The organism is Kineosporia mesophila (genome assembly GCF_021129235.1).
Lineage (GTDB): Bacteria > Actinomycetota > Actinomycetes > Actinomycetales > Kineosporiaceae > Kineosporia > Kineosporia mesophila.
In genome coordinates, this window is sequence record NZ_JAJOMA010000010.1 from 57,825 (window position 1) to 78,216 (window position 20,392).

The following is a 20,392-nucleotide window of genomic DNA, read 5'->3' on the forward strand; positions in this document are numbered from 1 at the left end:
GGTGGATGACGCTCTACGCCCGGTCCCGGCAGGTACCCCGGTCGCTGTTCGTCGCGCTCGCCTCCGTGGCGCTCGCCTGTCTGCTCTGGGCCGTGTTCAGCGACGACCCCACGGTCAGCGACCGGCTGATGACGACGAGCGTCATGCTGGGTGCGGCGGTGCTCGGGCTCACCCTCGGCACCGTCGACGAGGAGCTGAACCGGCCGGCGGCCCACCACTGGCCGCGGCGCCGCGCCCTGCACCTGCTGCTGGCCCTCGGCGTGCTCGTGGCCCTGGCGCTGGCCACCCGTCTGGGCCCCGCCCATTTCGAACCCTTCCCGGTCGTGCTGCGCAACGTCGTCGGCCTGCTCGGCCTGACGGCGCTCGGCGCCGTCGTGCTCGGGCCCGACCTGTCCTGGCTCGGGGCGGCGGTGTGGACCCTGATCGGGGTGCTCCCGTTCAGCGGGCCCAGCCCGGACGTCCTGACCCAGGCGGCGACCTGGACCGTGCAGACCTCGGGCACCACGGCCGCGACCGTCTGCGCCGCGGTACTGGCGGTCGCCGGAGCCACGGCCTACACCTTCTACGGATGCCCGGAGCGTGCGGCGTGACCTCTCTGAACCGGATCATCGGCATCGAGACACGACGTTCGGGCGTCGTGCCGGTGGCACTGCTCGTGGCCGTGCCCGCGGCGGCCCTGATGATCGCCTCCACCTCCTACTACGACGGGCGGTGGCTGCGGCTCGCCGTCGCCGTGCGCACGGTGCTGCAGCTGGCTCTTCCCCTGGTCGTCGGCGGCGGGGCCTGGCTGGGGATGCGGGAGCACCGCCATCATCTGGGCGAACTGCTCGCCAGTACCCCCCGGCCCCGCGCCGGGCGGATCCGGCCGCTGGCGATCGGCCTGGCCGGGCTGGTCGCGGCGGCCTACCTGGCCGGCTTCGCGGCGGGAATGCCCTTCGTGCTCGGCCGCGCCGGCTATTTCCCGGTGGCCACGCTGTCGTTGACGGCCGTCGGGGCGCTCTCCCTCGTCGCCGCCGGCTGGCTCGGCCTGGCCGCCGGCCGCGCCCTGCCCCGGCTGATCGTGATCCCGGTGCTCGTGGTGCTGACGGCCGGTCTCACGGGGATCGGGCCCATGCTCGTGCACGACTCCTCGTTCGACGTGGACTCGGTGCCACCGGCCCTGTGGCTGACCCCGGTCTGGACCTTCACCGTGCAGGACTTCGAGACCGTGACCGGCCGGATCGGCCTGCTCCAGACGATCGCGCTGCTGGGTCTGGCCGCCACCGGCCTGTTGCTGGCCTCGGTCGGTCGCCGGGGGATCGCACCGGCTCTGGTCCCGGCGGTGGCCGGACTGGCCGGGGCCGCGCTGCTGCTTCCCGCGACGAGCGGCGCCGCCCTGGCCGACGACGCCCGGGCGCTCGTACCGCGCTGCACCGACGCCGGGCCGTCGGTCTGCGTCATCGCGGTGCACGACTACCAGCTGGACGAGATCACCGCCCCGGCCCAGCAGGTGCTGACCCGCCTGACCGTCGTGCCCGGCGCGCCCACCCGGGCGGCTGAGACGATGATGGACGACCGGTCCGGCCTGCCCGTGACGGGTCCCGCCGACACGATCTCCTTCACCGACGCCTACGCCACCTACCGCTCGGACGAGGGCTTCAGCGTCGCGGCTTTCCAGCAGGGTCTGGCCGATCAGGCATTCGCACCGGACTGTGACGTCAGCACGATCGAGGACGACTACTACCTGGGCGTGGCCGTGGTCGGGGCCTGGCTGGCCGGGGCCGGATCGCTGCTCGAGCCGCACCCGGACGACAACTTCGGCGACCGCACGGTGCTGATCTGGGGGCCCGACGAGATCGACCAGGCCGACCGGGCGATCCAGGCCCTGCGGGCCCTGCCCGAGGCCCGGCAGACGGCCCTGGTGGGTCAGGTCTGGACGATGACCCGGACCTGCCGCCCGGAGGCCATGGCGGCGCTCATGGCACTGGGGAAGGCGTGACGGATGAGCTCGCGGCACAATGAACGGCATGTACCTGATCAAGGAACGTTTCTTCGACATCGGTGACGACTTCGACATCACCGACGAGGACGGCCGTCCGGTGCTGCACGTCGACGGCAAGGTCCTGAGTCTGCGTGGGCGGCTGGTGATCGAGGACCCCTCCGGCCAGGAGGTGGCCTCGGTGCACCGGCAGCTGATCTCCCTGCGCGAGACCTACACGATCACCGTGGGCGACCAGAAGGCCGCCGAGGTGAAGAAGAAGTTCTTCACCCCGTTCGGTGACCGCTTCACCATCGACGTGCCCGGACCGGACGACCTGACGATGAAGGGCAACCTGCTCGACCACGAGTACTCGGTCGAACGGGGCGGCCGGGAGGTCGCGAACGTGTCCAAGCGGTGGTTCAGGATCCGTGACACCTATGCCGTGCGGGTCGCCGAGGGCGAGGACCACCTGCTGATCCTCGCCTCCGTCCTGGCTCTTGACATGGCGGGCTCCAGCAAGAAGGACGACGACTAGGCAGGTCTAGGAAGCCGGGGGAGCCGTGCTCTCCCGCCGGACCAGGTGGGTGGGCACCAGCACGTTCGCGGGCGTGCTGGTGCCGTGCCGGATCCCGTGCAGCAGCATCTCCACGCTGCGCCGCCCGACCCCCTCGAAGTTCTGCCGCACGGTGGTCAGCGGCGGCCAGAAGTTCTTCGACTCGGACATGTCGTCGAAGCCCACCACGCTGACCTGGCCCGGTACCGCCCGCCCGCGTTCGTGCAGGGCCCGCAGCACTCCCAGCGCCATCTGGTCGTTGGCGGTGAAGACCGCGGTGACGTCGCTGTTCTCGGCCAGTACGAGCCCCGCCCGGTAGCCGGAGTCGGAGGTCCAGTCGCCGTCGACCGGTGCCGGCACTGATCGGCCGTGGTGCCGGAGGGTGTCGGACCACGACTGCCGGCGGCGGGTGGCCGAGTAGGAGTTCGCCGGCCCGGACACGTGCCAGACCGTCGAGTGACCCTGATCGAGCAGGTGCTCGGTGGCCAGCCGGGCGCCCTCGGACTGGTCGGTGTCGACGATCGGGTGCGGGAGATCGGCCCCGGCGTCGATGACCACGACCGGCAGGCCTGCGGGCCAGTGCACCTCAGCGGTGTCTATGAGGGCAGTCTCGATGACGATGATGACGCCGTCGACCGCCTGACGGTGCAGCCGCGCGAAGGCCCGGGTCACGTCTTTCTGTGAGGGGCGCCGAACGGGTATCAGCGTGAGCGAGTAGTTGTGGTCCGACGCCGCCATGGCGATGGAGTCCAGCGTGCGCATGTTGCCGAACGACGAGAGCGTGAACATGATCACGCCGATGTTGCCGAAACGGCCCAGTCGCAGAGCGCGAGCGGCATTGTTCGGGTGGTAGCCGACCTTGCGCATCGCATCCAGTACGCGACTGCGCGTGCCCTCGTCCACGTTCGATCGACCGTTCGCCACGCGGGAGACTGTCTGCCCGGAGACTCCGGCCTCCCGGGCCACGTCCGCCATGGATGGGCCACGTCGGCGAATTCCTGGTTCCACGGTGGGGCTTTCGTGTGCTTCTACCGTGTCTTCCGGAGGCGTCATCGTCGTCGGCCCTTGGTCATGTTCACGTAAACATGCTAGCTTCCCCACACCAAAATGTTGACGTAAACATTCTGGTGTTCTTTCCAGAGAGGTAAAGAGATGACGATGGCGTCGGGCACCGTTCGTTCGGTCCCGCCCTCGCGGCCGCCGGTACGGCGTAAGTCGCGCAAGGACTGGCGTGGCTGGATTTTCGTCGGACCGTTCATGGCTGTCTTCGCTCTGGTGTTCATCGCGCCGCTGGCCTACGCGGTGTACCTGAGCACCTTCCGCAACCAGCTCATCGGCGGGAACAGCTTCGTCGGGCTCGACAACTACACGCAGCTCCTGCATGACGCGAGCTTCTGGCACTCGCTGATCCGCGTCCTGCTGTTCCTGGTGATCCAGGTCCCGATCATGCTGATCATCGCGCTCGGCGCGGCGATGGCGATCGACAGCGCCCGGCTCTACGGCGCGAACCTGTTCCGGATCGCCCTCTTCCTTCCCTACGCCGTGCCGGCCGTCGTGGCCGTGCTGATGTGGGGCTTCATCTACGGCGACCAGTTCGGCCTCGTCGGCCAGCTGAACGACGCCATCGGCACCGGGCTGGACCCGTTCTCCAGCAGCTGGATCCTGGTCTCGATCGGCAACATCGTCACCTGGTCGTTCGTCGGCTACAACATGCTGATCTTCTACACCACGCTGAAGACGATCCCGGCCGAGCTCTACGAGGCCGCGGAACTCGACGGTGCGGGCCAGTTCTGGATCATCCGCGCGATCAAGCTGCCGGCCCTGCGGGGTTCGCTGGTGATCGCGACGATCTTCTCGATCATCGGCAGCTTCCAGCTCTTCAACGAGCCGAACATCCTGCGGCCGTTGAAGGAGAACATCATCACCACCGACTACACCCCGAACATGTACGCCTACAACCTGGCCTTCAGCGGGCAGCAGCAGAACTACGCCGCCACCGTCGCGATCGTGATGGGTGTCGTCACGGCCGTCATCGCGTACGTGGTGCAGCTGCGCGGTTCGCGGACGGAGGACCTCTGAGATGAGCTCACCCACCATCACCCGGGCGCAGGCCCGCGGTCGTAACAAGGCCAGCCGGCACGCCCGTGGGGCCAAGGAACCGGGTCGTCCCGGTGCCCAGAAGTCCGTCGCGCTGACCATCCTCATGGTCGCGTTCCTGGTCTACACCGTGCTGCCGCTGGTCTGGCTGGTGATCAACGCGTCCAAGACGCAGGCCGACCTGTTCGACTCGTTCGGTCTCTGGTTCTCCAGCTCGTTCTCGCTGTTCACCAACATCGGCGACACCCTGTCGTACAACGACGGCATCTTCGTCCGCTGGATCCTGAACACCCTGCTCTACGTGGTGGTCGGCGCCGGTGGCGCCACCCTGCTGTCCACGCTGGCCGGCTACGGCCTGGCCAAGTTCCGGTTCCCGGGGCGCGGCGCGGTGTTCGCGATCGTCCTCGGCGCGGTGGCCGTGCCCGGTACCGCCCTGGCCGTCCCGACCTTCCTGATGTTCAGCAAGCTGGACCTCACGAACACCCCGTGGGCCGTCATCATCCCGTCGCTGATCAGCCCTTTCGGCCTCTATCTCATGTGGACCTACGCGGTGGAGGCTGTCCCCAACGAGATTCTCGAGGCGGCGCGGGTCGATGGGGCGGGTGAGCTGAGGACCTTCTTCACAATTTCGATACGGCTCCTGGCCCCCGGCATCGTGACGGTGCTGTTGTTCACTACTGTGGCGACCTGGAACAACTACTTCCTGCCACTGATCATGCTGAGCGACCCGGATTGGTACCCATTGACCGTCGGTCTCAACCAATGGAATGCCCAGGCCCAGAGTGCCGGATCACAGCCGATCTTCAACCTGGTCCTGACCGGTTCGCTGCTGTCGATCATCCCGATCATCGCCGCGTTCCTCGTCCTGCAGCGTCAGTGGCAGTCCGGTCTGTCTGCCGGAAGCGTCAAGGCCTGAAGTAGCTGCTCCACGCGATCAGCCAACTCCCCGTCGTCCCGGCGTACCCCCCTGCGCCGGGCTCCCGTACCACAGCGAAGTGAAGGGAACACCCCCCGATGTCCCGTAAGTTCCGTAACCCCCTGACGCGATTGGTCGTCGTCACCGGCGCCGTCCTCGCGCTCGGCTCCCTGGCCGCCTGTGGCGGCGGCTCCAGCTCGGGCAGTGACGAGGGAACCGTCGCCGGTACCCAGTCCGACCTCGACGCCGCGCTCGCCAAGGGTGGCGAGATCACGTACTGGAGCTGGACGCCCTCGGCCAAGGACCAGGTCGCCGCGTTCGAGAAGGCCTATCCCAAGGTCAAGGTCAAGCTCGTCAACGCCGGTACCAACACGGACCAGTACACGAAGCTGACGAACGCGATCAACGCCGGTTCCGGCGCCCCGGACGTGGCCCAGATCGAGTACTACGCGGTGCCGCAGTACGCGCTGTCGGACTCGCTGCTCGACCTGAACACCTACGGCCTGAACGAGCTCGAGTCGTCGTACACGGCCTCGACCTGGGGTTCGGTCTCGGTCGACGGCAAGCTCTACGGCCTTCCGCAGGACTCGGGCCCCATGGCGATGTTCTACAACAAGAAGATCTTCACCGAGGCCGGTGTCACCAAGGCCCCCACCACCTGGGCCGAGTACATCGACGCGGCGAAGAAGATCCACGCCAAGAACCCGAAGAACTTCATCACCGCGGACAGCGGTGACGGCGGCTTCACCAGCAGCATGATCTGGCAGGCCGGCGGCCACCCGTTCAACGTGGACGGCAACACCCTCAACGTCAACTTCGAGGACGAGGGCACCAAGAAGTTCACCACGATGTGGAACCAGCTCCACACGGCCGGACTGCTGTCCGACACCCCGGGCTGGACCGACGAGTGGTTCCGGGGCCTGACCGACGGCAGCATCGCCTCGCTGATCACGGGTGCCTGGATGCCGGGCAACCTGGAGGCCAACGCCGCCGGTGCGTCCGGTGACTGGGCCGTCGCGCCGATCCCGACCTACGACGGCACCACCGCTGTCACGGCCGAGAACGGTGGCTCTGCGCAGTCCGTCATCAAGCAGAGCAAGAACCCGGCCCTGGCCACGGCGTTCGTCCGCTGGCTGAACCACGACCCGGCCAGCATCGAGGTCTTCCTGAAGAGCGGCGGATTCCCGTCGACCACCGCCGAGCTCGGCGACCCGGCCTTCACCGAGACCAAGTCGAAGTACTTCGGCAACCAGGAAGTCAACAAGGTTCTGGCCGCTGCGGCCAGCACCGTGGCGCCGAACTGGAACTACCTGCCGATCCAGGCGTACGCGTTCACCATCTTCGGTGACACCGCCGGCAAGGAGTCCTACACCAAGAACGGCGACATCAACGCCGGTCTGGCGAAGTGGAAGGCTGCGCTCGACACCTACGCGAAGCAGCAGGGCTTCACCGTCAAGTAGTTCTGCACGAGAACGGGCCGGGCTGCACCATGGCCCGGCCCGTTCTTTGCCCAAAAACGCTCTGAGCAACAGCAGGAACGAGGTAAGCGATGATCCCGGTCGACCTACGGGTCCACCTCGGCGAGACGGTGGCGGCGGTTCCGCCCCGGTTGTTCGGCGGTTTCGTCGAGCACATGGGCCGGTGCGTCTACCAGGGCATCTACGAACCGGGTCATCCCAGCGCGGACGCCCACGGATTCCGCGAGGACGTCCTGGAGCTGGTCCGCGAGCTCGGGGTCACCGTGGCGCGGTACCCGGGTGGCAACTTCGTGTCGGGATACCGCTGGGAGGACGGGGTGGGCCCGCTCGCGCAGCGGCCCGTGCGTCTGGAGGCGGCCTGGCACAGCACCGAGACCAACGAGGTCGGCCTGCACGAGTTCGCGGGCTGGGCGCAGCGCGCCGGCGTCGAGGTGATGCAGGCCGTGAACCTCGGCACCCGGGGCGTTCTGGAGGCCGGTGACCTGCTGGAGTACTCCAACCACCCGGCCGGTACCGCCCTCAGTGAGCAGCGCCGCACCAACGGCGCCGACGAGCCGTTCGGCATCACCCTGTGGTGCCTGGGCAACGAGATGGACGGCCCCTGGCAGATCGGGCACAAGACGGCGGACGAGTACGGTCGTCTGGCCGCCGAGACCGCCCGCTACATGCGTTTTCTCGACCACCGGGTCGAACTCGTGGTGGCCGGCAGCTCGAACATGGAGATGCCGACCTTCGGGGAGTGGGAGCGCACCGTTCTGCGGCACACCGCGGAGCTGGCCGACCACATCTCGGTGCACGCCTACTACGAGGAGTTCGACGGCGACGCCGCCAGCTTCCTGGCCTCCGGGGCCGGGCTGGACCGCTACCTCGACACCGTCGCGGGCATCATCGACGAGGTCCTGCGGGAGCTGGGTCTGGACAAGCAGATCGGGATCAGCGTCGACGAGTGGAACGTCTGGTACCAGCGCGACTGGAACGAGAACCACAAGGACTCCGTGCTCTCCGGCGACTGGCCGCAGGCCCCCCGCCTGATCGAGGACGAGTACAACGTCACCGACGCGGTGGTCGTCGGCTCGCTGCTGATCTCCCTGCTGCGGCACAGCGACCGGGTGTCGATGGCCAACCTGGCCCAGCTGGTCAACGTGATCGCCCCGATCCGTTGCGAGCCCGACGGTCCGGCGTGGCGCCAGACCACCTTCTTCCCCTTCGCCCTGACCTCGGCCCGCGGCCGGGGCCGGGTGGTGCGCTCCGATCTCACGGCGCCCACTGTCGGGACGAGCCGGTACGGTGACGTCGAATTGGTGGACGCGGTGAGCGTCGTCGCCGACGACGGTTCCGTCTCGCTGTTCGTCGTCAACCGTTCCACCACCGAAACGGTGTCGCTGACCACCGAACTGACCGGTGCGTCCCTCATTCTCCAGGACGCCCAGGTGCTGACGGTGCCGGAGGGCGGAGACCGCTTCTCCACCAACACCCAGACCTCGCAGCCGGTCGCCCCCGTGACCCTCGACGGCGTCCACTGCTCGACCGCCGGTGACGCCACCCGGCTGTCGCTCACCCTGCCCCCCATCTCCTGGTCGGTGCTCACGCTGCGCCCGGCTGCCGCTGTGAAAGAGAACCCCCTTGTCTGAGCTGACCATCGGCGAGAAGGACTTCCTTCTCGACGGCGAGCCCTACCAGATCCTCTCCGGTGCCCTGCACTACTTCCGGGTGCACCCGGACCTGTGGGCCGACCGCATCCACAAGGCCCGCCTGATGGGCCTGAACACGATCGAGACCTACGTGCCCTGGAACGCGCACTCGCCCTCGCGGGGCGAGTTCGTCACCGAGGGCGGCCTGGACCTCGAGCGCTTCCTGAAACTGGTGGCGGCGGAAGGCATGCACGCGATCGTGCGGCCCGGCCCGTACATCTGCGCGGAGTGGAGCAACGGTGGCCTGCCGCCGTGGCTGCTGCGCATCCCGGGCATCGGTCTGCGCCGCTCCGAGCCGCAGTACCTGGAGGCGGTCACCGAGTACCTGGAGTCCGTCTACCGGATCGTCGCCCCGCTGCAGATCGACCGGGGCGGTCCGGTTTTCCTGGTCCAGATCGAGAATGAGTACGGCGCCTACGGTTCCGACAAGGAGTACCTGGCCGAGCTGGCGCGCGTCACCCGCGAGGCCGGTATCACCGTGCCGCTCAACACGATCGACCAGCCGCAGCCGGACATGCTCGCCGACGGCAGCCTGCCCGGTCTGCACATGACGGCGTCGTTCGGATCGCGCAGCACCGAGCGGTTCCGGACGCTGCGGGAATTCCAGCCCACCGGGCCGCTGATGTGCATGGAGTTCTGGAACGGCTGGTTCGACAGCTGGGGCTTCCACCACCACACCACCACGGTGGAGGACTCCGACACCGCGCTGGACGAGATCCTCTCGGCCGGCGGCTCGGTGAACTTCTACATGTTCCACGGCGGCACCAACTTCGGGATGACGAACGGTGCCAACGACAAGGGCGCCTACGTGCCGCTGGTGACGTCGTACGACTACGACGCCCCGCTGGACGAGGCGGGTAACCCGACCGCGAAGTACCACGCGTTCCGCAAGACCATCGCCAAGTACGCGCCGGTGCCGGACGAGGTGCCGGCGGAGGCGACTCCGGCGCCTGGTTTCTCGGTGGTCTTCACGGAGAAGGCAGGCCTCCTGGGATCGGTGGGCTCGCTGGGCGAGCCGGTCGCCGCCGACGTCGCGCCCACGTACGAGGAGCTCGGGCAGGACACCGGGTTCGTGCTCTACGAGACCTCGATCGAGGGCCGGGCGCCGGGCGTGCTGGTCATCGAGGAGGAGGTGCGCGACCGGGCCTACGTCTACATCGACGGTGTTCCGGTCGGGGTGATGGCGCGGGACGCACACGAGCGGGCGATCCGTCTGCCGCTCGCCGGTTCCACGCTGTCGATCCTGGTGGAGGACCAGGGCCGGGTGAACTACGGCGAACGGCTGGGCGAGGCGAAGGGGCTCATCGGGCCGGCCTGGCTGAACGGCGAGAAGCTTCTGGGCTGGACGGCCCGTCCGCTCGACGTGGACCTCCTGCCCTCGCTGGATCTCTCCGGCCGGATGACGGACAACGGTCCCACCGTGCTGGCCGCCGAGTTCGAGCTGGACGCCCCGAGTGACCTGTTCCTCACGACCGATGACATGGGTAAGGGGCTGGCCTGGATCAACGGGTTCAACCTCGGGCGGTACTGGCGCAAGGGACCCACGCAGACCCTGTACGTACCCGGCCCGGTGACGAGGGCGGGCAAGAACCGCCTCGTGGTGCTCGAGCTCGAAGCCATGGTCGACGATGACGCCGCATCGTTCGTCGACGGACTGCGCCTGGGGCAGACCGAGTTCTGAGTTTCCGGTGTTCCCCGGTGGGACGGAACTGGCCGCCCGTCCCACCGAACCCGGTTCCTGAAGCTTTGACTAATGTCTTTGGACGCTTGTCGAAGACCACGCCAAGTCATGACACATGAACGCGCTGTGCCCGATAGAGTCTGAGAGTGACCTCCGAAGCCGTTTCTCCTTCCCTCTCCGACGTCATTGCCGTCATGGAGCGGATGTACGACCCGGCCTGGGCGCGTGACTGGGACGCCGTGGGTCTCGTGTGCGGTGACCCGGGCGCGCAGGTGCGCCGGATCCTGCTCGCGATCGACCCGGCCCCGGCGGTCATCGAAGAGGCGCTCGCCTGGCGCGCCGACCTCCTCATCACCCATCATCCGCTGCTGCTGCGCGGCGTCCACGGCGTGCCGGTCACCACGCCCAAGGGCCGCACGATCCACCAGCTCATCCGCGGCGGCTGCGCGCTCTACACCGCGCACACCAACGCCGACGCGGCCGCGCCGGGCGTCTCCGACGCCCTGGCTCGCGTGCTCGGCCTGACCGACCTGGTGCCGCTGTCGGCCGACCCCGCCGACCCGGTGGACAAGCTCGTCACCTTCGTGCCCGAGACGGCCGTGGAGAAGGTGCTCGACGCCCTCTCGGCGGCCGGTGCGGGGGAGATCGGCGAGTACGGGCGCTGCGCCTGGACCGCGGTGGGCACGGGCACCTTCGTGCCGGGTTCCGGCGCCGGTCCCGCGGTCGGCTCGCCGGGTGAGCGCCAGACGGTCGAGGAGCGCCGCATCGAGATGGTGCTGCCGCGCCGCCGCCGTCACGAGGCCCTGGCCGCGCTGCGTACCGCGCACCCCTACGAGGAGCCCGCCGTCGACCTGTACGAGCTGGCCGCCTGGTCGCGCCCCCGGGGGATCGGCCGGGTCGGCACGCTGGAGCAGCCGACCAGCCTGCGCGAGTTCGCGATGCTCGTCGCCGAGGCCCTGCCCAGCACGTCCCAGGGGGTGCGCGTGGCCGGTGACCCGACCGCCGAGGTGCGCCGGGTGGCGGTCTGCGGGGGCGCCGGTGACTCGCTGTTCGACGCCGTGCGCGCGGCCGACGCCGACGTCTACGTCACCGCCGACCTGCGGCACCACCCGGCGTCCGAGGCCCGCGACACGGCCGGCGACGGTCCGCCCTACCTGGTCGACGTGGCGCACTGGGCCAGCGAATGGCCCTGGCTGGCCGGTGTTTCCAACCGGCTGGAGGGTGCCCTGGCCGACGCCGGGCAGCCGGTCGAGGTGCTCGTCTCCACCCGCAGCACCGACCCGTGGACCTTCCGCGTCCCGAGCCCGGGCAGCATGGTCCGTTGAACCCCCTAAGCTGGGGGTATCCGGGGGGATGTTTCGGCTAGGAGGATTATTTCTGTGGTGACCGCGGCGGCTCAGGATCAGTGGCGGCTGCTGGACGTGCAGGCGCACGACATCCGGCTCACCCAGATCGCGCACAAGCAGCGTTCGCTGCCCGAGCTCGCGAAGATCGCCGAGCTCGAGAAGAAGCTCGCGGACGTCGACGACGTGCTGATCAAGGCCCGTACGGTGGCCACCGACGCGGCCCGCGACCTGACCAAGGCCGAGGGTGACGTCGAGCAGGTGCGCCAGCGGGTCGCGCGCAACCAGGCCCGGCTCGACTCCGGTCAGGGCAACTCCAAAGACCTCCAGGCCATCCAGCACGAGCTGGAGAGTCTCGCGAACCGGCAGGGTGTGCTGGAAGACGCCGAGCTCGAGGTGATGGAGCGCCAGGAGACCGCCGAGGCGGCCGTCCGGGGCGCCACCGAGAAGCGTGAGCAGGTCGTCGCCGAGGTCGCCGTGGTGGCCGCCGCCCGCGACAAGGCGCTCGAGGCCCTGACCGACGAGAGCGACGCCGAGGCCCACGACCGCGAGAACGCCGCCGCCGGCATCCCGAAAGATCTTCTCGCCCTGTACGAGCGCATCCGGGAGAGCAACCACGGCGTCGGGGCGGCCAAGCTCTACCAGCGCCGCTGTGAGGGCTGCCGGATGACCCTGCCGCCGAACGACCTGGCCCGGATCCGCAACGCCCCGCAGAACGAGGTCGTGCGCTGCGAGGAGTGCAGCCGGATCCTGGTGCGCACGGCGGAATCCGGGCTCTGAGCACAGCCGACCTGGGTGAGCCGCTCACCCTGCGCCTGGTCCGGCACGCGAGCACCGCGGTCACCGGCCGGGTGCCCAGCGGTGGTGACGAGGTCGGCCCGCAGCTGAGCCCGTCGGGTCTCTCCGAGGCCCGGGCCCTGTCCCTGCCCTCCACCGGCGTCCTGCTGTCCTCGCCCATGCTGCGGGCCCGGCAGACGGCCGAGGCGCTGGGCCTGCCGTCGCGGGTCGCGCCGGACTGGGCCGAGCTACGGCTGGGCGACTGGAACGGCCTGTCCTACCGGGAGATCGCCGCCCGCTGGCCCCAGGAGTACGCGCAGTGGCGCGAGTCCGCAGCGGCGAGGCCCCCGGGGGGTGAGTCGGTGCTCGACCTGCAGAGCCGAATTGCGGACGCCGTGGCCCGGTTGCGCTCGGAGCACGCCGGCCGGTCGGTGGTCGTGGTCACGCACACCGGCCCGATCCGCGCCGCGGTCGCGAGCGCTCTCGACGCCGGCCCGGCCGCCTTCTGGCGCCTGCGCATCGACCCGGCCAGCGTCACAACCCTGAGGTACTGGGCGGACGGCGGGGTCGAGGTGGCAGCGGTGAACGCAGCCGCCACCCCCTTTCCTTCTCCGTGATCATGCAAAACCTCCCTGGAGTTCTAGAACTCTTACCGCCACAGTTCTAGAACGCCGGGGAGGTTCTGCATGATCACGGAGGTTTGGGTGGGGTTCGACGAGGGCTCGGGGCCTTCGTTCCGGCGGGTTGATCACGCATGCGAATGGGTCCTGGTCTTATGGCTGTCAGGGGGCTGGGGTAGAACTGGATCCGTGGCAGACGACGAGCGGCTCAGGTACAGGTTGCTGACCGGCCCCGACGACCGCTCGTTCTGCGAACGTGTCAGTGCGGCGCTGGCCGAGGGGTACGAGCTGTACGGTCCGCCCACCCTGACTTTCGACGGCGAGCGGGTGGTCGCCGGGCAGGCCGTGGTCCTGCCCGCACCCGCCGTGGCCAACATCCAGGAGGCATGACGACATGGCATACGCCGGTGATCTTTCCCCCGAGCAGGCCTGGGAGCTGGTGCAGTCGAACCCGGCCGCGGTGCTGGTCGACGTACGCACCCGCGCCGAGTGGTCGTACGTCGGGGTGCCCGATCTGACCGCCCTGGCCAAGGACGTGGCCCTGGTGGAGTGGACGACCTTCCCCGAGGGCGCGCGCAACGGGTCGTTCCTCGACCAGGTGGGTGCCGCCTCGGCCGACAAGTCCGCGCCGGTGCTGTTCCTGTGCCGGTCCGGGGTGCGGTCGGTGGCCGCCGCCGAGGCCGCCACGGCCGCCGGTTACACCGAGGCGTACAACATTCTGGAAGGCTTCGAGGGCCCGCCCGACGGCCAGAACCACCGGGGCAACTCGGCCGGCTGGAAGGTGCGGGGCCTGCCCTGGAAGCAGGGCTGACCCGGCCGGTCCGAACCCGGCCACCCACGGCAACCCGGCGGATCCTCGCCGGGTGCGCAGAACGTCCACCATTTTCGAGAGACGAGCAGATGACCAACGACACCCCCGATACTCCCGACACCCGCCGTCCCGCCACGCTCAGCGTGCGGGGTGGCCTCGTCCGGTCGAACTTCGCGGAGATGTCCGAGGCGCTGTTCCTGACGCAGGGCTACACCTACGAGTCGGCGGGGGAGGCCGAGTCCGCGTTCAAGGGCGAGCTCGACCACTTCGTCTACTCGCGCTACGGCAACCCCACGGTGTCGATGTTCGAGGAGCGCCTGCGGCTCATCGAGGGTGCCCCGGCGGCGTTCGCCACCGCCACCGGTATGTCCGCGGTGTTCAACGCCCTGGCCGCGCTGCTCGGTGCCGGTGACCGGATCGTGGCGTCGAAGGCGCTGTTCGGCTCGTGCTTCGTCATCCTCGACGAGATCCTGCCGCGCTGGGGTGTGGAGACCGTGTTCGTCGACGGTCCCGACCTGGCCCAGTGGGAGAAGGCGCTGAGCGTGCCCACCCAGGCGGTGTTCTTCGAGTCGCCGTCCAACCCCTCGCAGGAGCTGGTCGACATCCGGGCCGTCAGCGAGCTGGCCCACGCGGCGGGCGCGAAGGTGGTGGTGGACAACGTGTTCGCCACCCCGCTGCTGCAGAAGCCGCTGGAGCTGGGCGCCGACATCGTCGTCTACTCGGCCACGAAGCACATCGACGGCCAGGGCCGCGTGCTCGGTGGGGCCATCCTCGGCCCGGAAGACTTCATCAACGAGAAGGTGCAGAACCTGATGCGCCACACGGGCCCCTCGATGAGCCCGTTCAACGCCTGGGTGCTGCTGAAGGGCCTGGAGACGCTGCGCCTGCGCGTCGATCACCAGTGCGTCTCGGCGCTGCGGATCGCGGAGTTCCTCGAGGGCGACTCCCGCGTCGGCCGGGTCACCTACCCGCACCTGCCCAGCCACCCGCAGTACGAGCTGGCGAAGACGCAGATGAGCGCCGGCGGCACGGTCGTCACCTTCGAGCTGGGGTCGGGTGAGGGCCGCAAGGACGCCGCGTTCGCCTTCCTCGACCGGCTCCAGATCGTCGACATCTCCAACAACCTGGGCGACTCCAAGTCGATGACCACCCACCCGGCGACCACCACCCACCGCCGCCTCACCCCCGAGGCCCGCCTCGCCGCCGGCATCACCGACGGCACGGTGCGCATCTCGGTGGGCCTGGAAGACATCGACGACCTGCTCGAAGACCTCGACCGCGCCCTGGGCTGACCGGAACAGCGCTGACCGGCCCGGGCGGTTCAGTCCACGACGGCGGCGATTGCCTCGATCTCCACGAGCTGATCGTCGTAGCCGAGCACCGTGACACCCATCAGGGTGCTCGGCACGTCGTGGTCGCCGAACGCATCGCGCACGACTTGCCACGCGGCCACCAGATCGGGCTGCCGTGACGACGCCACCAGCACCCGGGTGCTGATCACGTCGTGGAGCCGGGCCCCGGCGGCCGCCAGCGCCACGACCAGGTTCTGCAGGCAGACCGCGGCCTGCCCCGCGTGGTCACCGACGGCCGCGGTGGAGCCGTCGTCGTTCAGCGGACAGGACCCGGCCAGGAAGATCAGCCGGGCACCCGGGGGAGCGGTTGCGGCGTAGGCGTATTCGGCCACGTCGGACAGGGCGGGCGCACGGATCAGCTCGACGGCGGTGCGGCGACCGGAGGCCGGCTCGGGGTGTGGCGCGGAATTCGGCTCGGGGTATGGCGCGGAACTCGGCTCGGCGTGTGGCACAGACCTCGGCTCGGCATTCGGCGCTGAATCGGGCATGCCCTCATCATCACCCGGCCGACAGGCTGACCGCCCGCTCGGCGGCCAGCTTCCTGGCGGCGGCCCAGACCGCCTCGACGTCCGGCCACTCGGTGGTCTCCACGCCGATGGAGATCCGCACCATCCAGCGTCCGCCCACCACCGCGGGAGTCACCGTGCCCACGCCGCTGCGGTTGAGGGCATCGGCCCAGGCCAGGGTGTGCGCGTCCAGGGCCTCGCCGCTCAGGGGCCGACCCTCCAGGTTCCGGGGCTCGCCGACAGTGCTGGGCTCGCCGACAGTGCTGGGCTCGCCGACAGTGCTGGGCTCGCCGACAGTGCTGGGCTCGCCGACAGTGCTGGGCTCGCCGACAGTGCTGGGCTCGCTGACAGCGTCGGGCCCGGCAACGGCGTCGGATCCGGTCATGCTGTTGGGCCCGGCCATGCTGTCGAGTCCGGCCATGCTGTCGGACCCGGCCATCGTGCCGGGCCCAGCTGTGCTGCGGAGCCCACCCGCGTCCACCATCTGACTCGCCACCAGCGGTTCGTGCCGCACGCACACGGTCTGCAACTGCACCGGGGCCACCACGGTCCAGCCCGGTTCCGCCGAGACCAGCGCGGCCAGGCGGTGGGCATTGGCCAGGTCGCGGCGCAGGCGGTCCTGGATCGCGGCCACCCCGTCCAGCCGCAGGTGGAACCACAGCTTCAGGGCGCGAAAACGGCGGCCCAGCGGGATTCCCCAGTCACGGTACTCGGTCGCGACGCGCTCGCCCGGTACGGCGTTGCGCAGGAAGCTCGGGTTCGTCGACATCACCCGCACCAGCCGCTCGGGCTCGCGCACGTAGAGCAGCGAGGTATCGAGGATCGTGCCCATCCACTTGTGCGGGTTCCAGCCCAGGGAGTCGGCGGGCGGCACCACGACGCCGTCAGGGGTCGTGAAACCCTCGATCCCCTCGACGATCCAGCGGTACTCGGGCAGCAGCAGGGCCGATCCGGCCATCGCGGCGTCGACGTGCACCCAGATGCCGTACCCGGCGGCAATCTCCAGGATCTCGGCGAGCGGGTCGAAAGCCGTTGTCGCCGTAGTGCCGAGGCTGACCACGATCGCTGCTGGTACGCGTCCTTCATGGACGTCTTTCTCGATCGCCGCGCGCAGCAAGGCGGTGTCGAGAGCAAAGGACGAGCCGGTCGGGATACTGCGGATGTTGTCCCGACCGAAACCGGCCAGCAGAGCGGCTTTCGGAATGGCCGAGTGGGCGTGCTCGGACGCGTACACGGTCAGCGGGGCGGGCAGCGACTGCATCCCGCCCCGCTCGCTCACGTAGTCGGCGGCGCGCTCGCGGGCGGCCAGCAGCGCGACCAGGCAACCGGTCGACGCGGTGTCCTGGATGACGCCCTTCCAGCCCTCGGAAAGGCCGGTGAGCCGCCGCATCCAGTCGCAGACCACCTCTTCCAGCTCGGTCAGCGCGGGCGCCGACTGCCAGGAGATGCCCAGCGCCCCGATGCCCGACGCGGCGATGTCCCCGAGAACCGATGCGAGAGAGGCATTCGAGGGGAACCAGCCGGTGTGCCGCGGGTGCTGCACCATCATCAGGCCGGGCACGATGATCTCGTCGAGATCCTTGAGCAGCGAGTCGATCCCGACCGGTTCCGCAGGAGGTGTCGAGGGCAGCGCGTCCGTCACCTCACCCGGCGTCACCTGCGCCTGCACCGGTAGATCGGGGATGCGGGTGCGGTAGTCGGCGATCCAGTCGATCAGCTCGTGGCCGGCGGTCCGGAACTCCTCGGGGTTCATGGGGCATCTCCTCGTTCGTGATCAGGCCAGGATTCCCCGGGGAGGTTCTGCATGATCACGGGGACGGGTAGGGGGACACGGGTCAGCCGCGCAGGATCACGTCGAGCGTCCAGGGGGCGCCGGGCCGGGCGGGTTCGGTCAGCTCCGCCGGCCAGCGTCCGCCGACGACTTCCTGCAGCTCGGGCGCCGACCGCGGATCGGCGTCCTGTTCCAGCAGGTACCGGGTGACCTCGCCGCGGGTGTGCTTGGCCAGGTGACTCACCACCGAGCGCCTGCCGTCGGTCTCGCGCAGCACCCGCACGGCGACGGTACGCGCCGCCACGTCGGTGGGGAACGACGAGACCGGGGCGGCGGCCACGTAAGGACCGGACCGGCAGTCGACGATCACGCCGCGCTTCCCGGCGGCCGCGGCCAGCACCCCGGGCAGCTCACTGCGCCAGTGCCGGGCCAGCGGGCCGAGGGTGGGGAGTTCACCGTCCATCGACAGCCGGTACGAGGGCACCTTGTCGCCGGGGCGCAGGGCTCCCCACAGCGCCGAGATGACGAGCACCCGCTTGTTGCCCCGCCGTCGGGCCTCGGTGGAGAGCGTGGCCCAGTCCAGGGCGTCATAGAGGACGCCGGTGTAGACCTGGTGGGCCGGCCGGGCCGGGGCGGTGTGCAGCGTGAGGTTACGCGCCACCTCGTCGGCGAGGGATGCACCCACCCCGAGCCGTTCGAGGGCGTCCGGGCGGGCGCTGACCTCGGTGAGCGCCTCCAGCACCTGCTTGCGCAGATCGGTCAGCTCGGGGAACGACAGCTGGTCGACCGCGACGGCCGTACCCCGTTTCGGGGGAACGGCCTTGGACTCCGAGGGGGGTAGCAAGACGAGCACGCCGGGAGTTTACGTCGTCCGCAACCAACGTCGTGATCATGCAAACTCTCCCCGGGGAAAGTTTGCATGATCACGACAGGGTTCACAGCGACTTGATCCGGGTGCCGTGCGGCAGGCCCAGGTTCGGGTGCTTCTTCAGGTACTGCGCCAGGGCGTCGCGCTCGAGGATCCCGGTGACCTTGTTCGTGCCGTCCTTGAAGCCCTTCAGGCTGCTACCGCCGTTGGAGAAGAAGTCGATGGTCGTGACCCGGTACTTCTTCGCCGCGTACATGCGCTTGCCGCCCAGGCGCATGTCGCGGATCCGGATCATGTGCCCGCACTTCTTGTCCATGTCGAAGCTGTAGTAGAAGCTCTTGCTCACCTCGATGGGCATGCGGTTGTCGTTGTCCACCGCGGCTTCCTGGCAGAACGTGCTCTCCAGCATGGCGTCGATCTGGGTGCCGGTCATGGTCATCGTGACCAGGTGGAACCCGAACGGCTGGGCGTCGTAGACCTGGCCGTAGGTGACCTTGCCCTTCTCCAGGTTCATCCGGGCCAGGCCGCGGTTGATGATCGAGATCTGCGCCCCGCCCTTGGACTTCGGCTTCGTGGCGGCCAGCTGGGCGTCGGCGATGGTGCGGCCCAGGTACGACTCACCGTTGCGGGTCAGGGTGCGGTTGAGGTCCTGCTTGAGCGTCGTGACCTTCTTCGCCGCGATCTTGTCGGTGGCCTTCTGGTAGCGGTTCACCACCGTGCGCACGGTCTTGTTGCTCGTGCCCGAGTGGCTGATCACCACGTTCCCCGCGCTGATCTTCGTGACCTGGTGCGTGGTCGTGTTCATCGTGACCTTGATCTTGGTCAGCAGCCGCCCGTACGACGCCGCGCTGGTCAGCAGGGTGCCGTTGACCTTGCAGATGAAGGCCTGGTGGGTGTGGGCGCTGAGCACGGCGTCCACCGAGCCCGCGACCTGCTTCGTCAGGTCCTTCACCGGGCCGGCCAGGTTCACGCAGGAGTTGATCGGGCTGCGGGGCGTCGGGTCGGCGCCGTTGTGGGTCATGGCGATCACCGCGTCCACGCCCTGGGCCCGCAGCTGCCTGGCCAGCTTCTTGATCACCGGGGCCTCGGCGACGAACTTCACGTCTTTGATGCCGGCCTTGTCGACCAGGTCGACCGTGTCGGGGGTGACCGTGCCGATGATGCCGATCTTCGCCCCGCCCACCTTCTTGATCACGTAGCCCGGCAGCATCGACTTACCGGTCTTGCGGCTGATCACGTTGGCCGCGAGCATGTCGAACGAGGCGCCCTTGAACTTCGGCGACACGGGGGAGCAGCCGTCGGTCGGGTGGCAGCCGCCGTTCACGATGCGGCGCAGCTCGGCCGTGCCCTCGTCGAACTCGTGGTTACCCACCACGGCGACGTCGACGAACTTGTTCATCGACTCGATCGTGCCCTCGTCGTGGTAATACCCCGAGATCAGCGGGCTGCCACCGATCTGGTCACCGACCGACAGCACCAGCGAGTTCGGGTTGTCCTTCTTCGCCTTCGCGATCTTCGCGGCCAGCCAGGCCACCCCGCCCGCGGTGACGTAGCCCGCGCCCTTCGAGGTGGAGGTCTTCGCGCTGATCGACAGGCCGTCCGAGGTCATGTGGCCGTGCAGGTCGTTGAACGCCAGCAGCTGGGCGGTCACGGTCTTCGCCGCGGCCTTCGCCGGGATGGTGGACGTCGTACTCGCCGGCGCGGAAACCGTCGCGTGGGCGGTGGTCGTCGCCCAGGTGGTGATCCCGATCGTCGCCGCCACGCTCAGCACGACGCCCATCCTCACCCGTCGGCCCTTACCGCCCGCCGCCCCGTCTGAAGCAGTCATGTCCCGTACCTCCGCGCAGCTCGTCAGGGAGGGAGCGGTCCACCCGGACGCACCCCCGTCCCACCAAGCTTGTCCAAGTCCGTTAAGCGCCGGGTGAACGAACGTGTGCAGTGAGCGACCAGTAGGCGAAGGGAAGGATG

At 69.1% G+C, this 20,392-nt stretch carries 19 protein-coding genes; 14 read left to right on the top strand and 5 right to left on the bottom strand.

Annotation, left to right across the window (positions count from 1 at the left end; genetic code table 11):
• Window positions 1-5 precede the first annotated feature (5 nt).
• Genes LR393_RS15650 through LR393_RS15660 form a run of 3 tightly spaced genes read left to right on the top strand, consistent with a single transcriptional unit; the run spans window position 6 to window position 2,495 of the window.
• On the top strand, window positions 6-590 hold the full coding sequence (locus LR393_RS15650; RefSeq protein WP_231484652.1) for a hypothetical protein: 585 nt from the start codon (window positions 6-8) through the stop codon (window positions 588-590).
• Entirely contained in the window at window positions 587-1,978 is a 1,392-nt protein-coding gene (locus LR393_RS15655; protein WP_231484653.1) for a hypothetical protein, read from the top strand. Before LR393_RS15650 ends, LR393_RS15655 begins: the two co-directional genes overlap by 4 nt.
• A 28-nt stretch (window positions 1,979-2,006) precedes the next feature.
• A complete protein-coding gene (locus tag LR393_RS15660; RefSeq protein ID WP_231484654.1) occupies window positions 2,007-2,495 on the top strand; it encodes an LURP-one-related/scramblase family protein in 489 nt (162 codons plus the stop codon).
• 6 nt (window positions 2,496-2,501) lie between these two features.
• On the opposite strand, the gene LR393_RS15665 is transcribed toward LR393_RS15660, so the two are convergent.
• A complete protein-coding gene (locus tag LR393_RS15665) occupies window positions 2,502-3,566 on the bottom strand; it encodes a LacI family DNA-binding transcriptional regulator (RefSeq protein ID WP_331282950.1) in 1,065 nt (354 codons plus the stop codon).
• Between the two features lie 99 nt (window positions 3,567-3,665).
• Here LR393_RS15665 and LR393_RS15670 point away from each other — a divergent pair, with 99 nt between their 5' ends.
• From LR393_RS15670 to LR393_RS15720, 11 genes are all read left to right on the top strand, one after another.
• Entirely contained in the window at window positions 3,666-4,592 is a 927-nt protein-coding gene (locus LR393_RS15670; RefSeq protein WP_231484656.1) for a carbohydrate ABC transporter permease, read from the top strand.
• 1 nt (window position 4,593) lies between these two features.
• Window positions 4,594-5,526 (top strand): carbohydrate ABC transporter permease, encoded by a 933-nt coding sequence (locus LR393_RS15675; RefSeq protein WP_231484657.1) that lies wholly within the window; start codon window positions 4,594-4,596, stop codon window positions 5,524-5,526.
• A gap of 98 nt (window positions 5,527-5,624) precedes the next feature.
• Window positions 5,625-6,986, top strand: a complete 1,362-nt coding sequence (locus tag LR393_RS15680; protein WP_231484658.1) for an ABC transporter substrate-binding protein — start codon at window positions 5,625-5,627, stop codon at window positions 6,984-6,986.
• Between the two features lie 89 nt (window positions 6,987-7,075).
• Complete coding sequence (gene arfA, locus LR393_RS15685; protein ID WP_231484659.1) at window positions 7,076-8,635, top strand: arabinosylfuranosidase ArfA; 1,560 nt, start codon at window positions 7,076-7,078, stop codon at window positions 8,633-8,635.
• Window positions 8,628-10,376 (top strand): glycoside hydrolase family 35 protein, encoded by a 1,749-nt coding sequence (locus tag LR393_RS15690; protein WP_231484660.1) that lies wholly within the window; start codon window positions 8,628-8,630, stop codon window positions 10,374-10,376. The genes arfA and LR393_RS15690 overlap by 8 nt, the downstream gene beginning before the upstream one ends.
• A 146-nt stretch (window positions 10,377-10,522) precedes the next feature.
• The gene (locus tag LR393_RS15695; RefSeq protein ID WP_231484661.1) at window positions 10,523-11,701 is read left to right on the top strand and encodes a Nif3-like dinuclear metal center hexameric protein; all 1,179 of its coding nucleotides are present in this window, start codon (window positions 10,523-10,525) and stop codon (window positions 11,699-11,701) included.
• 57 nt (window positions 11,702-11,758) lie between these two features.
• A complete protein-coding gene (locus LR393_RS15700; protein ID WP_231484662.1) occupies window positions 11,759-12,499 on the top strand; it encodes a zinc ribbon domain-containing protein in 741 nt (246 codons plus the stop codon).
• On the top strand, window positions 12,457-13,113 hold the full coding sequence (locus LR393_RS15705; RefSeq protein WP_231484663.1) for a histidine phosphatase family protein: 657 nt from the start codon (window positions 12,457-12,459) through the stop codon (window positions 13,111-13,113). The genes LR393_RS15700 and LR393_RS15705 overlap by 43 nt, the downstream gene beginning before the upstream one ends.
• A gap of 192 nt (window positions 13,114-13,305) precedes the next feature.
• Window positions 13,306-13,506, top strand: coding sequence for a DUF1737 domain-containing protein (locus tag LR393_RS15710; protein WP_231484664.1), 201 nt, complete (start codon window positions 13,306-13,308; stop codon window positions 13,504-13,506).
• A 4-nt stretch (window positions 13,507-13,510) separates the two neighbouring features.
• Window positions 13,511-13,927 (top strand): rhodanese-like domain-containing protein, encoded by a 417-nt coding sequence (locus LR393_RS15715; RefSeq protein ID WP_231484665.1) that lies wholly within the window; start codon window positions 13,511-13,513, stop codon window positions 13,925-13,927.
• Between the two features lie 89 nt (window positions 13,928-14,016).
• Window positions 14,017-15,219, top strand: a complete 1,203-nt coding sequence (locus tag LR393_RS15720; protein ID WP_231484666.1) for an O-succinylhomoserine sulfhydrylase — start codon at window positions 14,017-14,019, stop codon at window positions 15,217-15,219.
• A 29-nt stretch (window positions 15,220-15,248) separates the two neighbouring features.
• Here LR393_RS15720 and LR393_RS15725 read toward each other — a convergent pair whose 3' ends face one another.
• The 4 genes from LR393_RS15725 to LR393_RS15745 form a co-directional block, all read right to left on the bottom strand.
• Window positions 15,249-15,638, bottom strand: a complete 390-nt coding sequence (locus tag LR393_RS15725; RefSeq protein WP_345718800.1) for a RidA family protein — start codon at window positions 15,636-15,638, stop codon at window positions 15,249-15,251.
• A 139-nt stretch (window positions 15,639-15,777) separates the two neighbouring features.
• Entirely contained in the window at window positions 15,778-17,538 is a 1,761-nt protein-coding gene (locus LR393_RS15735; RefSeq protein WP_269327307.1) for a pyridoxal-dependent decarboxylase, read from the bottom strand.
• Window positions 17,539-17,620: 82 nt separating this feature from the next.
• Window positions 17,621-18,409, bottom strand: a complete 789-nt coding sequence (locus tag LR393_RS15740; protein ID WP_231484668.1) for a YaaA family protein — start codon at window positions 18,407-18,409, stop codon at window positions 17,621-17,623.
• Window positions 18,410-18,491: 82 nt separating this feature from the next.
• Window positions 18,492-20,252, bottom strand: coding sequence for a bifunctional metallophosphatase/5'-nucleotidase (locus LR393_RS15745; RefSeq protein WP_231484669.1), 1,761 nt, complete (start codon window positions 20,250-20,252; stop codon window positions 18,492-18,494).
• Between the last annotated feature and the right edge of the window lie 140 nt (window positions 20,253-20,392).

Excerpts from the sequence above, each read along its gene's own strand:
- LR393_RS15665 (WP_331282950.1), bottom strand. The coding sequence starts at position 3,566 with ATGACGCCTCCGGAAGACACGGTAGAAGCACACGAAAGCCCCACCGTG.
- LR393_RS15675 (WP_231484657.1), top strand. The coding sequence starts at position 4,594 with ATGAGCTCACCCACCATCACCCGGGCGCAGGCCCGCGGTCGTAACAAG.
- arfA (WP_231484659.1), top strand. The coding sequence starts at position 7,076 with ATGATCCCGGTCGACCTACGGGTCCACCTCGGCGAGACGGTGGCGGCG.
- LR393_RS15715 (WP_231484665.1), top strand. The coding sequence starts at position 13,511 with ATGGCATACGCCGGTGATCTTTCCCCCGAGCAGGCCTGGGAGCTGGTG.
- LR393_RS15670 (WP_231484656.1), top strand. The coding sequence starts at position 3,666 with ATGACGATGGCGTCGGGCACCGTTCGTTCGGTCCCGCCCTCGCGGCCG.
- LR393_RS15650 (WP_231484652.1), top strand. The coding sequence starts at position 6 with ATGACGCTCTACGCCCGGTCCCGGCAGGTACCCCGGTCGCTGTTCGTC.
- LR393_RS15735 (WP_269327307.1), bottom strand. The coding sequence starts at position 17,538 with ATGAACCCCGAGGAGTTCCGGACCGCCGGCCACGAGCTGATCGACTGG.
- LR393_RS15660 (WP_231484654.1), top strand. The coding sequence starts at position 2,007 with ATGTACCTGATCAAGGAACGTTTCTTCGACATCGGTGACGACTTCGAC.
- LR393_RS15745 (WP_231484669.1), bottom strand. The coding sequence starts at position 20,252 with ATGACTGCTTCAGACGGGGCGGCGGGCGGTAAGGGCCGACGGGTGAGG.
- LR393_RS15680 (WP_231484658.1), top strand. The coding sequence starts at position 5,625 with ATGTCCCGTAAGTTCCGTAACCCCCTGACGCGATTGGTCGTCGTCACC.
- LR393_RS15720 (WP_231484666.1), top strand. The coding sequence starts at position 14,017 with ATGACCAACGACACCCCCGATACTCCCGACACCCGCCGTCCCGCCACG.